The sequence below is a fragment of the Flectobacillus sp. BAB-3569 genome (assembly GCF_002270355.1).
Lineage (GTDB): Bacteria > Bacteroidota > Bacteroidia > Cytophagales > Spirosomataceae > Flectobacillus > Flectobacillus roseus.
In genome coordinates this window covers 312,257-332,320 of the sequence record NZ_NJFZ01000006.1, presented here as the reverse complement: position 1 = coordinate 332,320, position 20,064 = coordinate 312,257, and the positions used below count along the sequence as shown (strand labels likewise).

17 protein-coding genes are annotated in these 20,064 nt (G+C 38.6%); 6 read left to right on the top strand and 11 right to left on the bottom strand.

The genetic code is table 11. From position 1 onward, the window contains the following. Positions 1–141 precede the first annotated feature (141 nt). On the bottom strand, positions 142–393 hold the full coding sequence (locus tag BWI92_RS07255; protein WP_095161448.1) for a NifU family protein: 252 nt from the start codon (positions 391–393) through the stop codon (positions 142–144). A 166-nt stretch (positions 394–559) separates the two neighbouring features. Continuing rightward, on the bottom strand, positions 560–1,666 hold the full coding sequence (locus BWI92_RS07250) for an Mrp/NBP35 family ATP-binding protein (RefSeq protein WP_095161447.1): 1,107 nt from the start codon (positions 1,664–1,666) through the stop codon (positions 560–562). Positions 1,667–2,334: 668 nt separating this feature from the next. Between BWI92_RS07250 and BWI92_RS07245 the strand changes: the two genes are divergently transcribed. From BWI92_RS07245 to BWI92_RS07235, 3 genes are all read left to right on the top strand, one after another. Then, positions 2,335–3,168: a sensor histidine kinase gene (locus tag BWI92_RS07245; protein ID WP_176464363.1), complete on the top strand. Its 834-nt coding sequence runs from the start codon at positions 2,335–2,337 to the stop codon at positions 3,166–3,168. Positions 3,169–3,181: 13 nt separating this feature from the next. Next, positions 3,182–3,901, top strand: a complete 720-nt coding sequence (locus tag BWI92_RS07240) for a LytTR family DNA-binding domain-containing protein (RefSeq protein WP_095161445.1) — start codon at positions 3,182–3,184, stop codon at positions 3,899–3,901. 219 nt (positions 3,902–4,120) lie between these two features. Next, positions 4,121–4,750 (top strand): uridine kinase, encoded by a 630-nt coding sequence (locus BWI92_RS07235; protein ID WP_095161444.1) that lies wholly within the window; start codon positions 4,121–4,123, stop codon positions 4,748–4,750. A gap of 96 nt (positions 4,751–4,846) precedes the next feature. Here BWI92_RS07235 and BWI92_RS07230 read toward each other — a convergent pair whose 3' ends face one another. Then, complete coding sequence (locus tag BWI92_RS07230; protein ID WP_095161443.1) at positions 4,847–7,072, bottom strand: TonB-dependent receptor domain-containing protein; 2,226 nt, start codon at positions 7,070–7,072, stop codon at positions 4,847–4,849. Positions 7,073–7,392: 320 nt separating this feature from the next. On the opposite strand from BWI92_RS07230, the gene BWI92_RS07225 reads away from it, so the two are divergent. Then, complete coding sequence (locus BWI92_RS07225) at positions 7,393–7,674, top strand: SCP2 sterol-binding domain-containing protein (protein ID WP_095161442.1); 282 nt, start codon at positions 7,393–7,395, stop codon at positions 7,672–7,674. Between the two features lie 228 nt (positions 7,675–7,902). On the opposite strand, the gene nadB is transcribed toward BWI92_RS07225, so the two are convergent. Continuing rightward, positions 7,903–9,486 (bottom strand): L-aspartate oxidase, encoded by a 1,584-nt coding sequence (nadB, locus tag BWI92_RS07220; RefSeq protein WP_095161441.1) that lies wholly within the window; start codon positions 9,484–9,486, stop codon positions 7,903–7,905. 661 nt (positions 9,487–10,147) lie between these two features. Here nadB and BWI92_RS07215 point away from each other — a divergent pair. Next, positions 10,148–11,101, top strand: coding sequence for a hypothetical protein (locus BWI92_RS07215; protein WP_095161440.1), 954 nt, complete (start codon positions 10,148–10,150; stop codon positions 11,099–11,101). A gap of 105 nt (positions 11,102–11,206) precedes the next feature. Here BWI92_RS07215 and BWI92_RS07210 read toward each other — a convergent pair whose 3' ends face one another. After that, positions 11,207–12,610: a GH1 family beta-glucosidase gene (locus tag BWI92_RS07210; protein WP_095161439.1), complete on the bottom strand. Its 1,404-nt coding sequence runs from the start codon at positions 12,608–12,610 to the stop codon at positions 11,207–11,209. 493 nt (positions 12,611–13,103) lie between these two features. Between BWI92_RS07210 and BWI92_RS07205 the strand changes: the two genes are divergently transcribed. Next, on the top strand, positions 13,104–14,021 hold the full coding sequence (locus BWI92_RS07205; RefSeq protein ID WP_095161438.1) for a metallophosphoesterase: 918 nt from the start codon (positions 13,104–13,106) through the stop codon (positions 14,019–14,021). 526 nt (positions 14,022–14,547) lie between these two features. Here the strand turns inward: BWI92_RS07205 and BWI92_RS07200 are convergent. The 6 genes from BWI92_RS07200 to BWI92_RS07175 form a co-directional block, all read right to left on the bottom strand. Further along, complete coding sequence (locus BWI92_RS07200; protein ID WP_229362772.1) at positions 14,548–14,916, bottom strand: multidrug efflux SMR transporter; 369 nt, start codon at positions 14,914–14,916, stop codon at positions 14,548–14,550. A gap of 90 nt (positions 14,917–15,006) precedes the next feature. Next, on the bottom strand, positions 15,007–15,873 hold the full coding sequence (locus tag BWI92_RS07195; protein ID WP_095161436.1) for a sterol desaturase family protein: 867 nt from the start codon (positions 15,871–15,873) through the stop codon (positions 15,007–15,009). Between the two features lie 130 nt (positions 15,874–16,003). Further along, a complete protein-coding gene (locus BWI92_RS07190) occupies positions 16,004–16,909 on the bottom strand; it encodes an N-acetylneuraminate synthase family protein (RefSeq protein ID WP_095161435.1) in 906 nt (301 codons plus the stop codon). 265 nt (positions 16,910–17,174) lie between these two features. Beyond that, positions 17,175–17,687, bottom strand: coding sequence for an HAD family hydrolase (locus BWI92_RS07185; protein ID WP_095161434.1), 513 nt, complete (start codon positions 17,685–17,687; stop codon positions 17,175–17,177). A 71-nt stretch (positions 17,688–17,758) separates the two neighbouring features. Next, positions 17,759–18,598, bottom strand: a complete 840-nt coding sequence (locus tag BWI92_RS07180; RefSeq protein WP_095161433.1) for an SDR family oxidoreductase — start codon at positions 18,596–18,598, stop codon at positions 17,759–17,761. Positions 18,599–18,600: 2 nt separating this feature from the next. Beyond that, complete coding sequence (locus BWI92_RS07175) at positions 18,601–19,944, bottom strand: aminotransferase class III-fold pyridoxal phosphate-dependent enzyme (RefSeq protein WP_095161432.1); 1,344 nt, start codon at positions 19,942–19,944, stop codon at positions 18,601–18,603. Positions 19,945–20,064 lie beyond the last annotated feature (120 nt).

Below are 20,064 nucleotides of genomic sequence, written 5' to 3'. Positions count from 1 at the left end.
ATTTTTATAAACAAATACTATTATTAAAATCCGAAATCAAAAATCCCCAATCCGAAATTGATTATTGCTCCTACACAACGAATAGCCCCTGCAAAATAATTTGCAAGGGCTATATATATTTTGGACAAAGCTTTGAGTGAATTAGGCCACGACAGCTTCGACACGAGCAATTTCAGGAACTTCACGACGAATGGTTTCCTCTATACCAGCTTTGAAAGTCATGGCAGACATTGAACACGAACTGCATGCGCCTACAAATTGTAATCGGAGAACCAAATCGTTTGTGATTTCGATAACTTCCACATTGCCACCATCAGCTACCAAATAAGGACGAATCTTATTTAAGGCCGATTCTACTTTTTCTGCTAGAGAATTCTCAAACGTTGTTTCCATGCTTTATAACAAGTTGGTTGTATGGTCTTTTAGCAAGATCCATAAATATATTCAAGCTAGAATTTTGCTTCTGCCCTATTCGATTTTGCTAGTAATACAAATATCGTAATTATTTGATACTAAAGCCGACAGATGGCTAGGAAATTTAGCTATATGTATTTATCGTCTACACTTTCAACTGTACTGGTGTAGTTTTGTCTATCGTTGCATTACGAATAGCTACTTGTTGTGCTACGTTTTCGGCAAGGTCTTTAAAGGCTTGAGTCATAATCGAATCACCCATTACTACAGGTTTGCCTTCATCACCACCTTCACGGATTCCTTGTACCAACGGAATAGAGCCTAATAATTCAGTTTCGTATTTTTCAGCCAATTTTTTACCTCCATCTTTTCCAAAAATGTAATACTTATTGTCTGGTAATTCCTCTGGAGTAAAATAAGCCATGTTTTCCACAACCCCCAATACAGGAACGTTGATTTGTGCTTGACGGAAGAACATCAAACCTTTAGTAGCATCGGCCAACGCCACTTTTTGTGGCGTAGTTACTACAACTGCACCTGTTACAGGCACAAGCTGTACCAACGACAAGTGAATATCTGAAGTACCTGGAGGGAGGTCAATCAATAAATAGTCTAATTCTCCCCAGTGTGTATCACCAAAAAACTGACGCAAAGCTTGTGTAGCCATAGGACCACGCCAAGGCACAGGATTGTCTTGCGGAGCCAAAAAGCCCATTGAAATCATCTTGATGCCGTACTGCATGATTGGCTGAATCATATTTTTGCCATCTATCTGCTGTACCATTGGTTGTAAATCTTCAGCACCAAACATCACTGGAATCGAAGGGCCAGAAATATCGGCATCGATAATACCCACTTTAGCACCAGACAATTTGAGCGCCATAGCCAAATTGGCTGTTACTGTAGACTTACCCACACCACCTTTACCTGAAGCTACTGCAATAATATTTTTGACATCGGGTAATAAAGTAGAATTGCCAAAGCGAGTCGTAGTAACATCAGCAGTCATATTAATAACCACTCTCAGATTGGGGTCTACGTGCTCGTGGATAGCATTTTCGCAGTCTTTTCTGATTTTTTCTTTCAAAGGACAAGCTGGTGTTGTAAGTACAACAGTAAAGCGAACTTCGCCTACCCCCAACTCAATGTCCTTAATCATATTAAGGGTAACAAGGTCCTTTTTCAAGTCTGGTTCAGGAACCGTAGATAAAGCCTTGAGAATCTCTTCTTTATTGATTTTTAAATCGCCCATGATTGTTTTTCGAAATTAGTGGCAAATAAAACTTATGCCATTTAGACAAGAATTGATATCTTATCACTATCGTTTATTAAACTTAACCGCAAAGATAGCTTGTAAGTTTCTTTAAGCGATAGGAAGTAAAGAGGAAATTGCCAAATTGGAGATAGCTATAAATTACAAAGGACTCAACAAGTGAGTCCTTTGAAGGGAAAATAGGAGTAGAGACTATTAACTTTAAATGCTTTTGAGGTGTACTCATACCAAATATTATTTGGAAATCAAATTTCAATATTAATACACAATTCTAAAAATTATTTACGTGGACGGGTATATAAAGAGGGTCAACAAGTCAGATTTCTGTGTGAAGCTATTCTCAAAATAGGGCTAAATAAATAGAGTCTCTTAACTTAGGTTATGAAATTTACAAAATGATGTTTTTTTGATGATAAGTGTATTTCTTCATGGTAAATTTGGGAATGAATAACAAATTGAGGCTTGTTTGGATATATCTTTTGGTATGGTTGTTATACATGTTTTGCGAGGTTATGGTGTTCAATGGGTTATTGGAAGCACCCTTCAACCTCAAATCTAGTGTACCGCTCATACTACACTCTGTTTGTAAGCTTTGCGTCTTTATTTTTATCTTAAAATATATTATTCCTTCTCAAGCCACGCTAAATTTGAAAGGAACTTTATTCCGACGCACAGCACTAATACTTGGAACTATTGTTGTATGGAATTGCTTGGTTCATTTCCTTTTAATACCCCGCTTTTTTGACTCTTATGTATATTTTAGCGGAAAACAGAACTTTTGGTTTCAGGTTATTACTTATACAGTTGTGATCTCTTGGGCAATTACTTATCGATTTGCTCAGCTTTTTTTTACTCAACAACAACAACAACAATTTAATCAACAAGAGAATGATCGCTTGAATGACGCCATCAAACAAGCAGAGTTAACTAATCTGAAAAAACAAATCAGTCCACACTTTTTTTACAATACCCTAAACTTCTTTTATGCACAGTCTGTGCAATACTCTGAAAACCTTTCTCGTGGCATTATGCTACTTTCTGAAATTATGCGTTATGCCATAAAAGACGATGATGAGGAAGGGAAAGTTCATTTGAGTAAAGAAGTAGCGCAAATACAAAACTATGTCGAACTTAATCAACTACGTTTTGACAATAGGTTGTGTGTGCAATTAAATATCAAGGGCAATTTGGAATATCGCCGTATTGTGCCTTTGATTCTATTAACTTTTGTAGAAAATGCTTTCAAATTTGGAGATTTGTCGAACCCCGATCACCCACTTTTGATAGAAATTTTGGTCAAAGAAAACCACTTAATATTTAAAACTTATAATAAAAAGTGTTCCGAAGCTAAAAAACAATCAGGAGGTATTGGCTTAAGCAATACCCGCCGACGACTTTTGCTGGCCTATCCTAATAGGCACAAACTAACCACCAGCGATGAAGGCGATTTCTTTAGCTTGACGCTACACTTAGTACTTTAAATACTTTATAAAAATGTTGAATTGTATCATTATTGATGATGAACGTGCTGCCATTGATGTATTAAGCAATTATGTCAATCGTTTGCCTCAACTAAACTTACTAGCCACCTTTACAAGTCCAGTTGAAGCACTCGAACTAATCAGAACCCAGTCCGTTGATTTAGCTTTTGTAGATATAAGAATGCCTGAATTGTCGGGCATCGAACTCATGAAATTGGCGGGCAGTCGCTGCCGATTCATTATTACTACAGCCTATGAAGAATATGCTCTTGAAGGATATCAATATCATAATATCGACTATTTGGTAAAGCCTGTTCCTTTCGAACGCTTTGTACGTGCCATCGATAAAACTCAATCTATTTTGAGAAGAAGCACCGAAAGCGAGCGCCCGGGTACAGCAGATGACTATGTTTTTATCAAAACTGAAAGTAGAATCCAGAAAATAGAACTCAATGACATACTCTTTGTAGAAGGTTTAGGAAATTATGTAACGGTGCATACCACCCGTGGAAAATTTGTATCACTACTCAATGTAAAAGACTTGGAAGAAGCCCTTTCGCCAGACTTATTTTTGAGGGTTCATCGTTCCTATATCATTTCTTTGGGTAAAATAGATTTTGTAGAAGGAAACCAGATATTCCTCGATAATGAGACCTCTATCCCCTTAGGAGATACCTATCGTAATCAACTTTGGGCTGCTTTAGATAAGAAAATTATTACTGGACGAAAATAAAGTCGTGAATCTTTCCGAACTTTGCTGAAATATACAATAGTCTAAATCGAAAGTGGGTGTTGAATTCTTCACTCTTATCTCTCCATTCAGCGCTATTAAGAATTCCCCCATTCAAAGAAACTATTCTATCGGCTGGGGGAGTTTATGTGTATAAGCATGGTTCATTGCCCGTTTGGGTAGAATTCTAGTAGTAAAATTTCTTTAACATTAATCCAATCAATGGCTATTCCCCAACGACCGTATCTCGTAGGTATTACTGGTGGCAGTGCTTCGGGCAAAACTTTGTTCCTGAAGCGATTGCTTGAGGCTTTTCCAGAAAATGAAATTTGTTTGATTTCTCAAGACAATTATTATCGCCCACGTCATCTTCAGTTGAAAGATGAAAATGGTGTTGAAAATTTTGACCTTCCTGAATCAATTGATGGAGAGGCTTTTGCCCACGATGTTGAGCTGTTGAAAAAAGGATTGGAAGTACACAAAGAAGAATATACTTTCAATAACAAAGCTGTAACACCAAAAATGTTATGCTTTAGACCAGCCCCTATTGTGGTAGTTGAAGGTATTTTTGTATTCCATTACCCTGAAGTAGCCAACCAGTTGGATTTGAAGGTATTTATTGATGCTACCAACAAAATCAAACTTAATCGCCGTATCAAACGCGACGCCGAAGAAAGAGGATATGATTTGATGGACGTGATGTATCGCTGGAAAAATCACGTAAACCCTACTTATAAGAAATTCATTAAACCTTATAGAAAAGTAGCCGATATCGTAATCCCAAACAACCATAGCTTCGACTTAGGTTTGGATGTGCTGATTAATTTCTTGAAAGCAAAAATTCATCAGTAAGCTTTAAGACATTTACAAGAAAAGGGTAGAATATAGACTAATGGTTTATATCCTACCCTTTTCATTTTTTCTAGCTCCTATTCTAAAATGATATACCTACCGACAGCTTGGCAAAAATGGTGTTCCTGCCGTAAAATGGATTTCATTTACAGGTTCTGTTTCATTTTTCAACTGACTTTCTGTCGCAAACTGCGTCTCTTTCCAGCGTACATTGGCGAGGTTTTGAACCGATAATCCAAAGTTATATGCCTTGTATTGATAATTGACCTGCATATCGTTGACAAAATACCCTTTGGCAATAATTGTATTATCGTCATTGGCTGGTCGGTCGGCCATATATCTGTATCGCAACGAGCCACTCCATCCATTTTGTGTTCTGACATTCAATCCTCCCGTTGAGGTTCGGGTTGGGGCCAATGGTAAAAATGCTTGTAATTCGTTTACACCTAACGCTCTTGGTTTTGCTATGTTCCAATCCATATCGGCGTACAGCCAGTCTGTAATTTGGTAACGCAACGAAAGATCTAATCCCATACGACGAGTTTTACCACTTGGCTCCACTACGGCTTCGTCGCCCACGTACACAAACTCTTGGTCGAGCCATAAATACCACGCCGACATATTGAGCAATAATTTAGGTAATGGCTTCCATACAACGCCCAAATCAGAACCGTAAGCTGCTGGTAATATCTCACGTCCTTGAGTAGCTACTACTACACGTGTATCGTTTGAGTGAAAACCCTTTCCTGTATTCAAATACAATTGTACACGATTGTTTGGCGTATAATACAAGTTGAATTTAGGACTTAAAATAGAGGCATTTGCTTTCAATGTATATTTACTCGAATCACTCAAAAAGTTATTATATCGATTCCAAAACACATCATATCGCAAACCAACATTGGCTGTCAATCGCTCAGATAGTCGCATGGTATAATCATAGTAGAATCCTAAGTTTTGCTCCATGACTTTACCATATTTCAATGAATCACTAACAAAGGTGCGATTGACAGTTCGTGAAAGCTCAAGATTATTTACAAAATCTTGTCGATAATCCACGCCAATATTCGAACTCGCACCATTACCATGTTCTATCGAATAACTGGTATTTCCTCCCCAAAGATTACGATTTTCATGTTGCTTTATCTGATCTCCATTTACTGGATCTTCTTTGAAAAAGGTAAAATTGGAGAATAATAAAAAGTTGTAGTTGGAATAAAATAATTGGTTTTTCAACACGCCATTTCCCAATTGAGTAACCAATTGCGCATTAACATTACTTCTACTAGTTTCGCCACCTTCGGTATCATCAATCGCACCATAAAATGAAATTTGACCCGAATCTACTGCACGGTCGGGGATTTGTCCTGAGTGGTTCCACTTACTCCAAAAAGTAGAAGCCGTCAGGGTTAATTGTGATTTACTCGAAAATTGACGATTGTATTTGGTAACAGCATTGACACGTCGAAAATGCTGTGGTGAGTCAAAATAACTATCCGAATAGCTATACTCCCCTCCTACGTACATCGACTCGTTGCGTTCTTTGGCTTTTTGTCCCAAAAGATTAAACGCACCCACTGCACGATAGGTATTAAATTGCCCTGCTTCAACCTTTACAAAGTTTTTGTCCAAGACATTTTTTGTTCTAAAATCTACCCAACCTGCTGTGGTAAAATTGCCTTTATCGGCATAATAGGACCCTTTTTTGAAATCTACTCTTTCTATCAATTCAGGAATCACAAAGTGCAAATCGGCATATCCTTGTCCGTGTGCATGTGATACCATATTTACAGGCATACCATCCACTGTCAAGCGAATATCAGTACCATGGTCAAGGTCAAATCCGCGTAGAAATATCTGTTCGGCTTTGCCTCCTCCTGCGTGTTGACCCATGAATAGCCCTGGTACTGAGCGCAATACTTCTTGTGAGTTATTGATAGGGCGCAATTGCAAATCTATACTACTGATTGTTTGTTGTTGGTGTGCATTTTCGGGATGAACCTCTACCTCTTCGAGCTGAACCATCGCTACAGGTAGAGCAACTTTAAGTGTTTGACTCGTTTTTACTTTAGCTTCATATTTCTGAAAACCAATATGTGAAACTTGCACTTGCACTTCAGCAGAGGTCAGTTTTGAGATAGAAAATTCTCCCAAAGAATTGGTAATCGCATAACCATGAGGAAAAGATCGAACAATCGCTCCTTCGATAGGCAACTGTGTCGATTGGTTGATGATTTGTCCTTTTAGGGTAAAATTTTGCGCAATAATACTAAAAGACGATAGCCATAATAGCCCTACTAAGGTTGTAAAAAGTTTTTGCATGTGATAAATATCGCTTTGTCTGAGCGAAAATAGGGTTTAGTCTGTTGTGAATATTTTGTATTTATTCACAAAGATACTATTTATATGCCCAAAAATGTGGTTGGATTTATTATGAAATGTTGACTGATATATAGAAAGTTTCGTTGCTAAGAAGCCCTAATATGCTGGTGAACAGGAAATTATTAGGCCTGAATAGGGTTTTTGAGGCATTCCGAAAAACACATTTGCGAAAATATACATTTTAGCGAAATTTCGCTTGTTTTTATTTTTTCAATTAATTAGCTTTGATATAAGAACTTAAACAAGTAAAAAATACGGCTATGGAAAGATTAATGCATCAAATCGCTCAACATCAAGAGAAATTAACACAAATGGGCGGCACGGTTCGTTTTGACCTGCCTGAAGGAAGTATCATGATTTGTCCCAAAGGTCATGTAAGCGACGACTACCAAACAGCAGATTGCTCGTTTAGAACGACTACTACAGTCTTACAAAGCCTTATTAATGGTCATATTGACCCGATGAGTGCGGTAATCACAGGAAAATTAAAATTTGCAGGAAATGTTATGGTCGCCCTTAAACTAAAAGAATTGTTCAGCTAATGATATTGAGTGATTTGTGAATGAGTAAATGAGTGATTGTTTTAAAATCTAAATTTTAGCAGTAGAGATTCAATGATTGTAACATGATAGCATCAAAAAAGCGGTCGAAGAATATTTTCAGACCGCTTTTTTGATACTACTATGCTATGTTTTACTCGGCTTCAGACGCAAACATTGCGTCTCTACTGGTGAAATGTGGATTTCAAGAAAAGATTCAAAACTCCTCACCTACCTGATGTTATCTAAGTTATAATGCAAGCCTCTATTTTCTTTACGAGCTATGGCGTGTTTAATCACCAAGTACGCTGCATTAATCATATTTCTCAACTGACAAATTGGTACTGATAGCTTGGATTCACGATACAACTCTTCGTGTTCGATATAAATCAGCTCTAGACGGTCATACGCACGTTTCAAACGACGGTCAGTTCTTACAATACCAACATAATTACTCATCACCGACTCTAACTCACGGGTCATTTCGGTCACCAAAATCAATTCTTCTGGGTGAGTTGTTCCGTCGTCGTTCCAATCTGGAATATTGTCAGGAATGGTATTTTCTTGGTAAATCTCGATCGTTTTTTCAAACGCACGATGTGCATACACAATAGCCTCTAGCAAAGAATTGGAAGCCAGACGATTAGCTCCATGCAAGCCTGTACACGAACATTCGCCTGCGGCAAAAAGGTAATTAATCGTCGTTTGTGAATATTCATTGACCTTAATACCACCGCACAAATAATGTTGCGCTGGCACTACAGGAATCATATCGTTGCCAGTAATATCCAAGCCCAAGTTATCCTTGCAGTATTTGTAAATCATCGGAAAATGATGCTTGAAATCTTCTGCCTCCAAATGACGAGTATCCAAATAAACATGGTCAACCCCATTCTTCTTCATCTCAGAGTCTATCGCTCTAGCCACAATATCACGTGGTGCCAACGACAAACGAGGGTCATAATTTTCCATGAATGTCTCTCCATCCTTATTTTTCAAAATACCGCCATGCCCACGTACAGCTTCCGAAATTAAGAAAGAAGGCTTTTTGCCTGGCTGATACAAAGACGTTGGGTGAAACTGGATAAACTCCATATTGTCCACCAAAGCCTTGGCACGATAGGCCATCGAAATACCGTCGCCCGTAGCAATGGTTGGGTTGGTAGTACTCTGATATATTTGACCAATACCACCCGTTGCCAAAAGTGTAGTTTTAGCAAGAAAAGTCTCGGGTCTACCTGTCAAAGTGTTGAATACATATACCCCAAAGCATCTTTTGTCGGGTGTATCTTTAGTTACTTTTTCACCCAAATGGTGTTGTGTAATCAAGTCAACGGCAAAATAATGCGTAAATATCTCAACGCTTGGAAAGGACTTTACTTTCGCCAATAAAGCGCGTTCTATTTCGTTACCTGTCGAATCTTTATGGTGTAAAATACGATGGTCTGAGTGACCTCCTTCTTTTACCAAATCATAGGATCCATCAGCTTTTTTGTCGAATTCTGTGCCATAATCAATCAGCTCTTGCAAACGAGCAGGGGCTTCTTTTACCACAATTTCTACGACTTTGGGATCTGATAAAAAATCGCCCGCAATCATGGTATCTTCGATATGTTTTTCGAAGGAATCCTCATTATTCCAAACAGCAGCAATACCTCCTTGTGCATATTTGGTATTGGTTTCTTCGGCCACCGTTTTAGTGATGACTGCGATTTTGACATCTTGTTTTTTATCAGCAAAATGTGATGCAAGTTTGGCGGTGTAGGAAAGTCCTGCAATACCAGAGCCTATGACTAAAAAATCGTATTTGGGCATTATTTTGAAATAAGTTTATCTTGGCTATCGGCTATCAGCTTTTAGCCATCAGCTATTGAATTATGTCCTAATCTAAGTAAAATATAGAGTAAAATTGCATTAATATGCTTTAGACTATAAGCCGTAGGTACTAGAATAAAGTCTGTATTACTTCGATAGAAAAGATATGATTAAGCTTAAAAGTATATTTTAATAAATCATAGAAATATTTTGCCTAAAGCATACCGTTCACAGCCTAAAGCCGTTTTGAAATGTCGTCAAAGTTACGTGCAAAGACGACATCATCTTGAGTTAAAAAGAAAATATTTCCTAGAAATCGCAAATTATTTACACAATCTCCAGAATTATTTACAAATATAAGCACTCAGCTGAGGTATTTTGAAAAACCACCAGAATCAGGATAAAATCATTCCTTCAAAATTCTATATTTGTTTAAACAGTTTAGAAAAAGAGATTTCTTGAATCAGCCTAAATTGTTTAATTTCGGGCTTTGAATTGAGCGAAGCTAGGTCAAAGATGTATCTCAGAGCACTTATGAATCAATGATATATCTATACCAGCAGCTCAGATTTAGCCTTATTTTAATATACCTTTGGCTGTTTGCTGTCAGAATATTAGACTGTAGCCAGCCAATAAGCCTTAATATCTAATCAACTCTTTTATGGATGTAAACAAGTCCAACAATAGTCTCTGGAAAGCTGGTACAGGTGCATTTGCTATTTTATCAGCTGTTTTAGGCTATTTACTATTTGAAGCAAAAGGTATTAGTAAAGACCAAAATCGAATGATAGACCAGCGTGTAGCCGAAATTTCGTCGGCACGTATGAGCTTGGACTCGATTGGGATGCAAATGGATGCCAAAATTGCAGAAATCAAATCTTTGGGTGGACGAGTAGAAGAGTTAGAAGCTGCCAAAAAACAGTTAGAAGCTGATGTTGCTGGACTCAAATCAGCTGGTGAACTTTCGAAACAACAATATGATGGCAAAATAGCTGAGTATATTAGTCTCCTCAACAACAAGGACGCCGAACTGAATCGCCTTCGTAAAGAAAATGGCATTTTGGCAGAAAAAAATCGTACACTAACTTCTGAAAATACCGACTTGAGTACCGAAAATGTTTCGTTGAAAGGCATCAAAAAATCTTTGAGCGATTCAGTCGAAAATGTATCTCGTAAAAACTCTGAGCTTTCGGCAAAAGTGAGTAGAGCCTCCGCCTTACAAGCACAAGAAGTACAAGTATTGGCCATATCAGACAGAGGAAAAGAGCGTGATGGCGGTACTTACAGAGCATCAAAGGTGAGTAAAATTAAGGTCGCATTTAGCTTGATGCCTAATCCAATTGCCAAACAAGACGAAAAAGTAATTTACCTCCGTGTGCTCGACCCAGACGGTGCTGTATTGTTTGACACGGCTGCTGGTTCGGGAAGTTTTAACATATTTGGGAAGGAAACTAATTATACAGCTAAAAAGTCAATCTTCTTTCAAAACAATAACCAAAACGTTGAAATTTCATACCAACGTGGCGGAAATTCTCCGTATCGTGCTGGCAACTATAAGGTAGAATTATATTCAGAAGGTTATCAAATCGGAACAGGTGGGTTTACAGTAAAATAAAACCTTGCTGCTGAGTGATTGGGTGAATTAGTGATTTTTAAAATGGTGAATTGTGAATGATGTATCAGTACTAAAATTCACAACTCACCACTCACAACTCATCACTTAACAAATAACCTTTTCCGAAACTAATATATCTGCTTGCTTATGCTTTTTTTCGGCTGTTAAAAACTCCTTAAACCATTTTCCTGAACTTTTTACAATTCTTTCTTGAGTTTCGAAGTCTACATATACCAAACCAAATTTGGGCTGATAACCTTCTCTCCATTCAAAATTATCGGTTAGTGTCCACGCCAAATATCCCCCCAAATTGATACCTTCTTGCTTTGCCTTCAGAATACTATGCAAATAGGTCTGATAAAAAGCTGTTCGCTCAGGGTCATGTACCTCACCATGACGAAGGGTATCTTTAAAAGCAGCGCCATTTTCGGTAATAATCAACTGCTTGATTTGAGAATACGAAGCAAATTTCTTGATAATTTCATACATTCCATCTGGCGATACCTCCCAGCCCAAATCCGTTGTATGATGTACGCCTCGTTTGTGGGGTTTTACTTCCATGGCATTGATATAGGGCATCCACCAAGCTCCTTTCATCACCAACTTAAAGTAGTTTTGAATACCAATAAAATCAAAGTCAAACGCCAGTCGCTCCATATCACCTTCAAAGACATACTTTTTCATCATGGTCTTAAGAAAAGGTAAATCTTCAATAGGATATCCTAAACCCAAAGCAGGCTCAAGAAATAACCGATTGAGGAGGGCATCTACTTTCTGGGCGGCTTTAATATCGGCGAAGCGATGCGTATGTGGTTCGATATGAGAACATGAAAAAGTAGTGCCAATCACGGCATCTGACACATTTCTACGAATCACTCTTGCACCCTCAGCTTGGCATAGTGCTGTGTGGTGGACTGCAGGTAAAAAATTACTCATACCCATACGCCCAGGCGCATGATAACCCGTCATATAGCCCAAACCCGTAAAACCTGCTGGCTCATTGAGCACCATCCAATGTTTGACTTTTGAGCCAAATTCTTCGGTCAATACCTCACAATATTCCACAAACCAATCTACGATATGGCGGTTGGTCCAACCACCCATATCCTCCAAAATCTGAGGCAAATCCCAGTGATAAATCGTAGGCCAAGGTTCTAAACCAAATTCCAAACAAGTATCTATCACCTTATGGTAAAAGTCAATTCCTTCATGATTGACCGTGCCAATGCCATTAGGTAGAATTCTTGACCAAGCAAAAGAAAAGCGAAACACTTCAAATCCCAACTCCTTGGTCAGACGGATATCTTCGCGGTAGCGATGATAGAAATCTGTAGTTACATCGGCATTTGTTTTATCTAAAATTCTATTCTTTTTATGGCTAAATCTATCCCAAATAGACTCACTTTTATTTCCTTCATTCCAAGCACCTTCATTTTGAAAGGCCGACATTGCGATGCCCCACACAAAATCATTTCCAAAATTTTCCTTACGCAACTGTTGATGGTTCATAATTTTATTATTTTTTGACTGCGAGTATTAATGCTGAATTATGAGTTGTAAATTGTGAATACAAAGTTTTAATTATCAATACTTTATATTAAAACCCCTTTCTATCTTATTCTACATGATTAGGTTTTTAGCCCTTGGCGTTCTGCAAGTATATTATTTGTAAAGTTATGGTCTTAACTTTAGTCGGCATTTATCCTTTTCCACTCCAACTTCCTGATAATTAGCACCTTTTATATTTATTAAAAGGGCGACAAAAGTAAAAAAACTTTATGAATTGTTTATGTTAAATCTTCTTTGATTGTATTTAAGTTCCCACGATGTCTTCAAAATTTGACAAGAAATTCATATTGAGCCTCCTCTTTTTACAAATTCTTAACTTATTACAAATCATGAAGTTACACTAAAATCACAATTTTGCACTGTGCTTCTGAGGAGGTAGAGGTGGTAGCCAAGCACTACTTGATAGCTATTTCTAACCAAGCAATCGCATATTATGCAAAGAAGAGATTTACTTCGACAATTGGCTCTTACCGCAGGAGGTTTATCGCTTCCTTCGTTGGCAAATGCTCAAAAACCCAGCGCTCCTAAACGTGTACTTCGTGTAGCTCATATTACCGATGTACACATCCAACCCTTGATTGGGGCGGCCAAAGGTTTTGAGCGTTGTTTGCACCATATTCAATCATTGGATATCAAACCAGACCTTATCATCAACTCTGGTGATTGTGTGATGGATGCACATAAACGCACTCCACACAATGCAGACAAACAATGGAAGCTTTTTAATGAAGTACTCAAAAGTGAAAATAATTTACCAGTCATCAGTTGTGTAGGCAATCACGACATCTGTTGCGAGGGCGATAGTTTCAAGACCTTCGAGGACGGCAAAAAATGGGCCATGGACGAGATGTCTATAAGCAAGCGCTATTACTCGCATGATACCGACCAATGGCGTTTTGTCATGCTCGATAGCGTTCAGCGCAAAAAAGACGGCTCATGGTACACCGCCCACCTCGACGACGAGCAATACGATTGGCTGAAGTCGACACTCAAGGCTACGCCCGACGACAAGCCTGTAATGGTGATTTCGCATATTCCGATTTTAGCGGCTTGTGTATTTTTTGATGGTGACAATAGCAATAACGGCAAATGGGAAGTACCTGGCAGCTGGATGCACACCGACGCCAAACGTATTTCAAATCTTTTTGATGACCATAAAAATGTAAAACTGGCTGTTTCGGGACATATTCACCTAACCGACCGAGTTGATTATAATGGCGTTTCTTACTGTTGTAATGGCGCTGTATCTGGTAGATGGTGGTTTGGTAAATACCAGCATACCGAAGCAGGCTATGCCATCATCGACCTTTACGACGACGGTTCGTTTACTAATACCTATATAAGTTATTAATGGCTTTAGGCTGTGAGCTGTAGGCATTAGTATGAATGCTGAGTTGTGAATGTAATATTTTAATGGTCACTATTTAACATTCGGCTTTCAGCTATGAGCTCTTGGCAAAATATTTTTTATGAATTCAAAAACGTATTTTTCTTAATGCCGAAGCTTATAGCCAAAAGTATCATAAAAGCCTTTTTAAGGATTAGTGCTGAATAAGATTTAGGTTATGTGTTTAGGCACAAGGTAAAGAGTGTTAAATTGTTTTTAGTAATGATAGATATGTTTTTGCCGAATGCCCAAAGCTGAAAGCTCAAAAATTAAGTGAAGGAAATCGATGAAATAAAATAGTAGTAATCATAAAATTACATTCAAAACTCATCACTCATACTTTGGTCTTACCTCATTTTCATATTTCCAAATTGCATTAGGTTCGCTCATCTATTACGACATGCACTGAGAATATTTTTTTGGTAGCTAGTTATGAAATAAGTGGTTCTCGTTTATAAACGGTAAGGCTTTGTCTTACCGTTTTTTGTTTTCAAGCTTTTACCGATGTTTTTAACCCAACAATACCAATAGCAATGAGGGTTATCCACCCGATTTCTTGCCAAACCCATTTTTCATGTAAGATAAAAACATCGGCCAGCTTGATAAAAACCAAGGCAAGAGCTGTCCAAACGGCCATAGCCACTGCTGTAGGGAGCATTTTGAGTGCTAGTGCGAAAAAATAAATATTGCCAATCCCAAAAAAGATATATCCCAGCAAAGGCGAAATAAGCACCCAAGTATGCATGGAGAAAATGGTATCCCATTGAATCGTTTTGATTTTCTGAAAATCAAGATATTTCAAAGAAAATGTCCAAGCGGCTTCAAATACCGCAGCAATTAATAAATAAATCCATTGCATAATTTATGGTTTATGTAGAGACGTAACATGTTACGTCTCTCACAGATTTATGATGTTGTAGAGACATAACACGTTACGTCTAACTCGCTATTATCTTTTTTTTATTTTCTGTAAAAACCAATTCCACAGATTGATTCTGAGGAAATAATACTTTCGAAACAAAGGATATTTCAAGAGTTTTTTTTCCTCAAATCTTTTAACTGAAAAAGCATGTTGTAAAAAATAGTCTTTCGGGAAATCATAGTATAAACCCCAATTTTCGGGGGCATTCCCAGGCTTGTGCTTGGGATCATATACTGTTTTGAAGAGATAGTCCCATGTGGCAAATTTGGTCGAAAAATTGGCATGAAAAACCTCTTTATAATTAGCATGATGCCAAAGATGTAACTCAGGTGAATTGAAAAGGTATTTCCATTTTCCCAGTTTCACATCAAGATTACTATGAATAAACATACCAAACATAGCATCTAGTAAGGCTTTTATCGGTAATACTTCGGGGGATGCACCTAGCAAAATAATTGGCAAAAACTCAATCGTTTGATTGATAACAATCTCGACAATATGCGAGCGTGAGCCACTCAGAAAGTCTACATTTTTGCCCGAGTGATGCGCCTCATGTGTCCGCCAAAAGAAAGCATTGGCATGTTGAAAACGGTGAAACCAATAGATATAAAAATCATGGGTTACCAGAAAAAAGAACACCTGCAATGCTAATGGCCAATGACTCACCGACACCCAAGAAGACCAAGGATAAGCCTCATGAATAGGCTCAATGATGTATTGAAAAATAAGAATTTTGAGAAAATAGCTTTGAATTATGGTGTACCAAACCAAATCAACCCAAAAGCCTTCTCTAAAAAAAGGAAGTCCTTTGCGATAAGGGAAAAGTCTTTCGAGCGTAATAATCAGTACAATCCAAACTACCAAAATTAGTGTGGTAATTTCAACCGTTGTCATATAAATAAAGGGTTCCGTTTTTTAGCACAAAGACCTACAGAGTTGAATCTATAGGTCTTTTATAAGCCATGGGCAATCAGCTTTCAGTTGTCGGTTTTCCGCCCGAAAGCTGATTGCCGAAAGCCGTCAGCTATTTATTATACTCAGCAGAAATATGCTTTCTTAATTTTTTCATCTGACCTACTTCAGAATCATATACTTTTTTGATACCGTCGCCACTCGCTGTTTCTACGTCGCGGATGTCTTTTACTAGGCGAGCCAAACCTTGTGGTTCAACCGACGCCGCATGGTCAGAACCCCACATAGCACGGTCAAGCGTGAAGTGTCTCTCTACAAAAGTCGCACCCATTGCCACTGCTGCCACGGTAGTAGCCAAGCCAGTTTCATGTCCAGAATAACCAATAGGGTGATTAGGGAACATCGTTTTTAAGGTATGAATCATGTTCAAATTCAACTCTTCAGGCTTGCAAGGATACGCCGAAGTAGCGTGAGCAATCGACAAAGGATATTCAGGGTCAAAATCTAAGATAAAACGAACTGTTTCAACGATTTCATTTTGCGTAGACATCCCTGTTGAAATCATCAATGGGCGACCAGTTTTCAAAATACGTTCAATCAATTCAAAGTCAGTCAACGACGCTGAAGCCAATTTGTACAAAGGTGTTTCAAACTGCTCCATAAAATCTACTGATTCTACATCCCAAGCCGATACAAACCAGTCCATTCCTCGCTCTTTGCAATATTGGTCAATGATAGAAAACTCTACTGTACCAAATTCAGTTTTGCGCTTATAGTCGATATATGACATACGTCCCCACGGTGTATCACGCATGATTTCCCATTGGTCGCGTGGCACACATACTTCTGGAGTTCTTTTTTGAAATTTCACCGCATCTACTCTAGCATTGACTGCCTCGTCGATGAGTTTTTTAGCAATATCAATCGAGCCATTGTGATTGATACCAATTTCTGCAATAATGTAACATGGCGCACCTTCGCCAATTACTTTTCCTGTGTTAAGTTCAATTGATTTCATGCGTTTGTTATTGTTAGTTTTTTTTGAAGGCACTAAGGGAACAGGCACTAAGGCACAAAGTGGTTTATATTATCCTATTCTAATTCACTTTGTGCCTTTGCTACTTTATTGTTAGTTTTTTGAAGGCACAAAGGGAACAGGCACTAAGGCACAAAGTGGTTTATATTATCTTATTCAAATTCACTTTGTGCCTTTGCTACTTTGTACCTCATTCACTTTATTGTAAATCACTTTGCCACTTTGTGCCTTTGAACCTTTGCCACTATTAAGCTTCTAATAAAATTTCAGTTATCACCTCTTGAGTTTGTGCCTCTAGAATAAGTTCAGCTAGTTCGCGGAAACAGCCTTCGCCGCCTTTGGCTTCGCAGATATAGTCTACTTGGCTACGCACTTGCTTAAGGGCGTCGGCAGGACAAGCCGTAAAGCCTACGTGCTTCATGATTTCGAGGTCATTGACATCGTCGCCGATGTAGGCAATTTGCTCAGGAAGGATATTACGGTTCACCAATATTTGTTGGAGTACCGCCAGCTTATCTTTGATACCCATGTGCAATTCGGTAATCTTGAGCTTTTCGGCACGTTTGCGTACAGAAGGCGAAAGCTCGCCAGTAATAATACCTGTAGCAATTTGTCTATTGCGCAAACGCTCGACACCCATCCCATCACGGATATTGAATTTTTTCAATACCTCACCATTTTCTCCATAATACACCCCTGCATCGGTCAAAACACCGTCACAGTCGGTAAGGAGCAATTTTATATGTTGTAATTTTTCCATTGAGTAATTTGTGGTTAAGCTTACTTGAACATTGGAGCTATTTCAAAACTCTGCACTCAAAATTCAAAACTCTAAATGCTTGTCCACCCGCCATCGACTACTAGGTTGGCGCCTGTCATATAAGCCGAAGCATCAGAAGCAAGGAATACCAATGCCCCTTGATAATCGTTAGGCTGAGCCATACGACCAAGTGGCGTTTTATTTGTATAGTTTTTGATAAAAAATTCATTCTGACCGTTTTCAACACCCCCTGGCGACAGTGTATTCACACGCACACCTTTGTGCCCCCAATAGGCAGCCAAAAAGCGAGTAAAGTTGAGAACAGCACCTTTGGTAGTTGGGTATGATGGAGATTTAAAAAAACTCTGCTCCCCGTTTTCGTCACGGTAAATTTGTTGATCAGGACCCACCATGCCATAAGTAGAGGCAATATTAATAATGCTACCAGCACCTGCCTCTGCCATTACTGAACCAAATATCTGCGAGCATAAAAAGACCCCAAGAACATTGACTTCAAGTGATTTTCGGAAAGACTCCAATGGATAGTTTTCGAAGGCGGACAATTCTTTTGCCATCAATGGATTTTCGAACATATCGTTGATAGCCGCATTGTTGACCAACACATCGATTGAACCATATTTTTCGAGAATAGTCGCTTTCGCCTTCTCCAAACTATTAGGATTTGTTACATCGAGCTTTAGACCGATATGTTTTTCTCCTAATTGATTAGCCAAACCTTTGGCTTGTAATTCGAGTACGTCGGCTACTACCACGTTGGCGCCTGCGGCAGCGAGAGCTTCGCAGTGTTTTTGTCCAATCAATCCTGTAGCCCCTGTAACAATAGCCGTTTTACCTGCCAATGAAAACAATTGGGGTACAGCCAAAGAAGGATTCGAGATTAGCTGATTCATGGTTAGGCTTTCTGCAAAGCAGGTTTGATATTGTAGTTTGAGGTTTTTCTAAAAACAGCTTCCAATACTTCTCCACGAATCAATGGCATTGCATCTTTATCAAGAATCGCTTTTTTCATGATTGGCATAACATCGCGATAAGCAGACAAAGTGTAAGCAATATCCTCGTCGGTATGACTGTAGCACATATTATGAAAACCAGCCCACAGGATACCACGCTTAATCATTTCTTGTTGCATAAGCGTTTTTAGCTCAAGGCCATTGCCAGCTTCTGGACTAAATGTTACCATAGAGCGACATGGATAACCGATACATTTGGTAAATGCGCCTAAGCCAAACTCCTCGGCAATCTGGTTATATCCTTGTTGCAAAATCGCCCCTTTTTCGGCTAAATATGCTGGTACATTTTTTTCTTGTAATTCACGAATAGTAGCAATACAAGCTGCCAAAGACAAAGTTTCGCCACCGAAAGTAGTATAACTGAATACTTCTTTGTTGAACAGCTCCATAACGTCTGCACGACCCGTCAACAAGGCAATTGGCATTCCATTAGCACAAGCTTTTGAATAAACCGCTAAGTCTGGTTTTACTTGGAAATATTCTTGCGCACCACCCAAGGCAATTCGAAAGCCAGTCCACATTTCATCAAAAATGAGTAATGTTCCATTTTCACGACAAGCTTCGGCTAATTCTTGGAGGAAGTTATTTTTAGGTGCTTCAAAAATAAATGGCTCTAAAATCACAGCTGCTACGTCTTCGTCCAAGGCAGCACGAATACTTTCGATGTCGTTGTATTCGAAAGTATAAGTCATATTTTGCGTACTTTCGGGCACACCAGCATTACGACTTGTGATACCGATATACCAATCATGCCAACCGTGATAGCCACAGCAAAAGATTTTTTCACGACCTGTAAAAGCACGTGATACACGAATAGCCGCCGAACAAACATCTGCTCCCATTTTGGAGATTTTGACTGCCTCAGCGTTTGGAATAATATCTTGAATCAGTTCTGAAAGCTCAACTTCCAAAGGATGCGTCAGAGAAAACGAAATTCCGTCAGCTAATTGGCGTTGGATGGCCTCATCGACTGCTGGGTAGCAATATCCTAAAGATACTGGACCAATTGCGGCGTTGTAGTCGATATACTCGTTGCCATCGACATCCCAAACGTGTGAGCCTTTTCCTTTTACCAAATACTTTGGTGCAATACCTTTGGTAAATTGACCTGGCCCTTTAGCAAGGGTCTGAGTAATAGGTTTTTGAACTGCCAATGCACGTTCATATAGGATATCCGAAATAGTAATATTAGGATAATGGTCGTTAAATTTTACTCCGTTTGGCATGACAATGAATTAATGGTGATTCTCGAAATGCAATGTTGTATATAGTTTGGCTTAGGCTGTATGCATTAGGCAAAAGGTCTTTATAATTTCATATAAAACTCCTTTTTTCTTTAGCCTAAA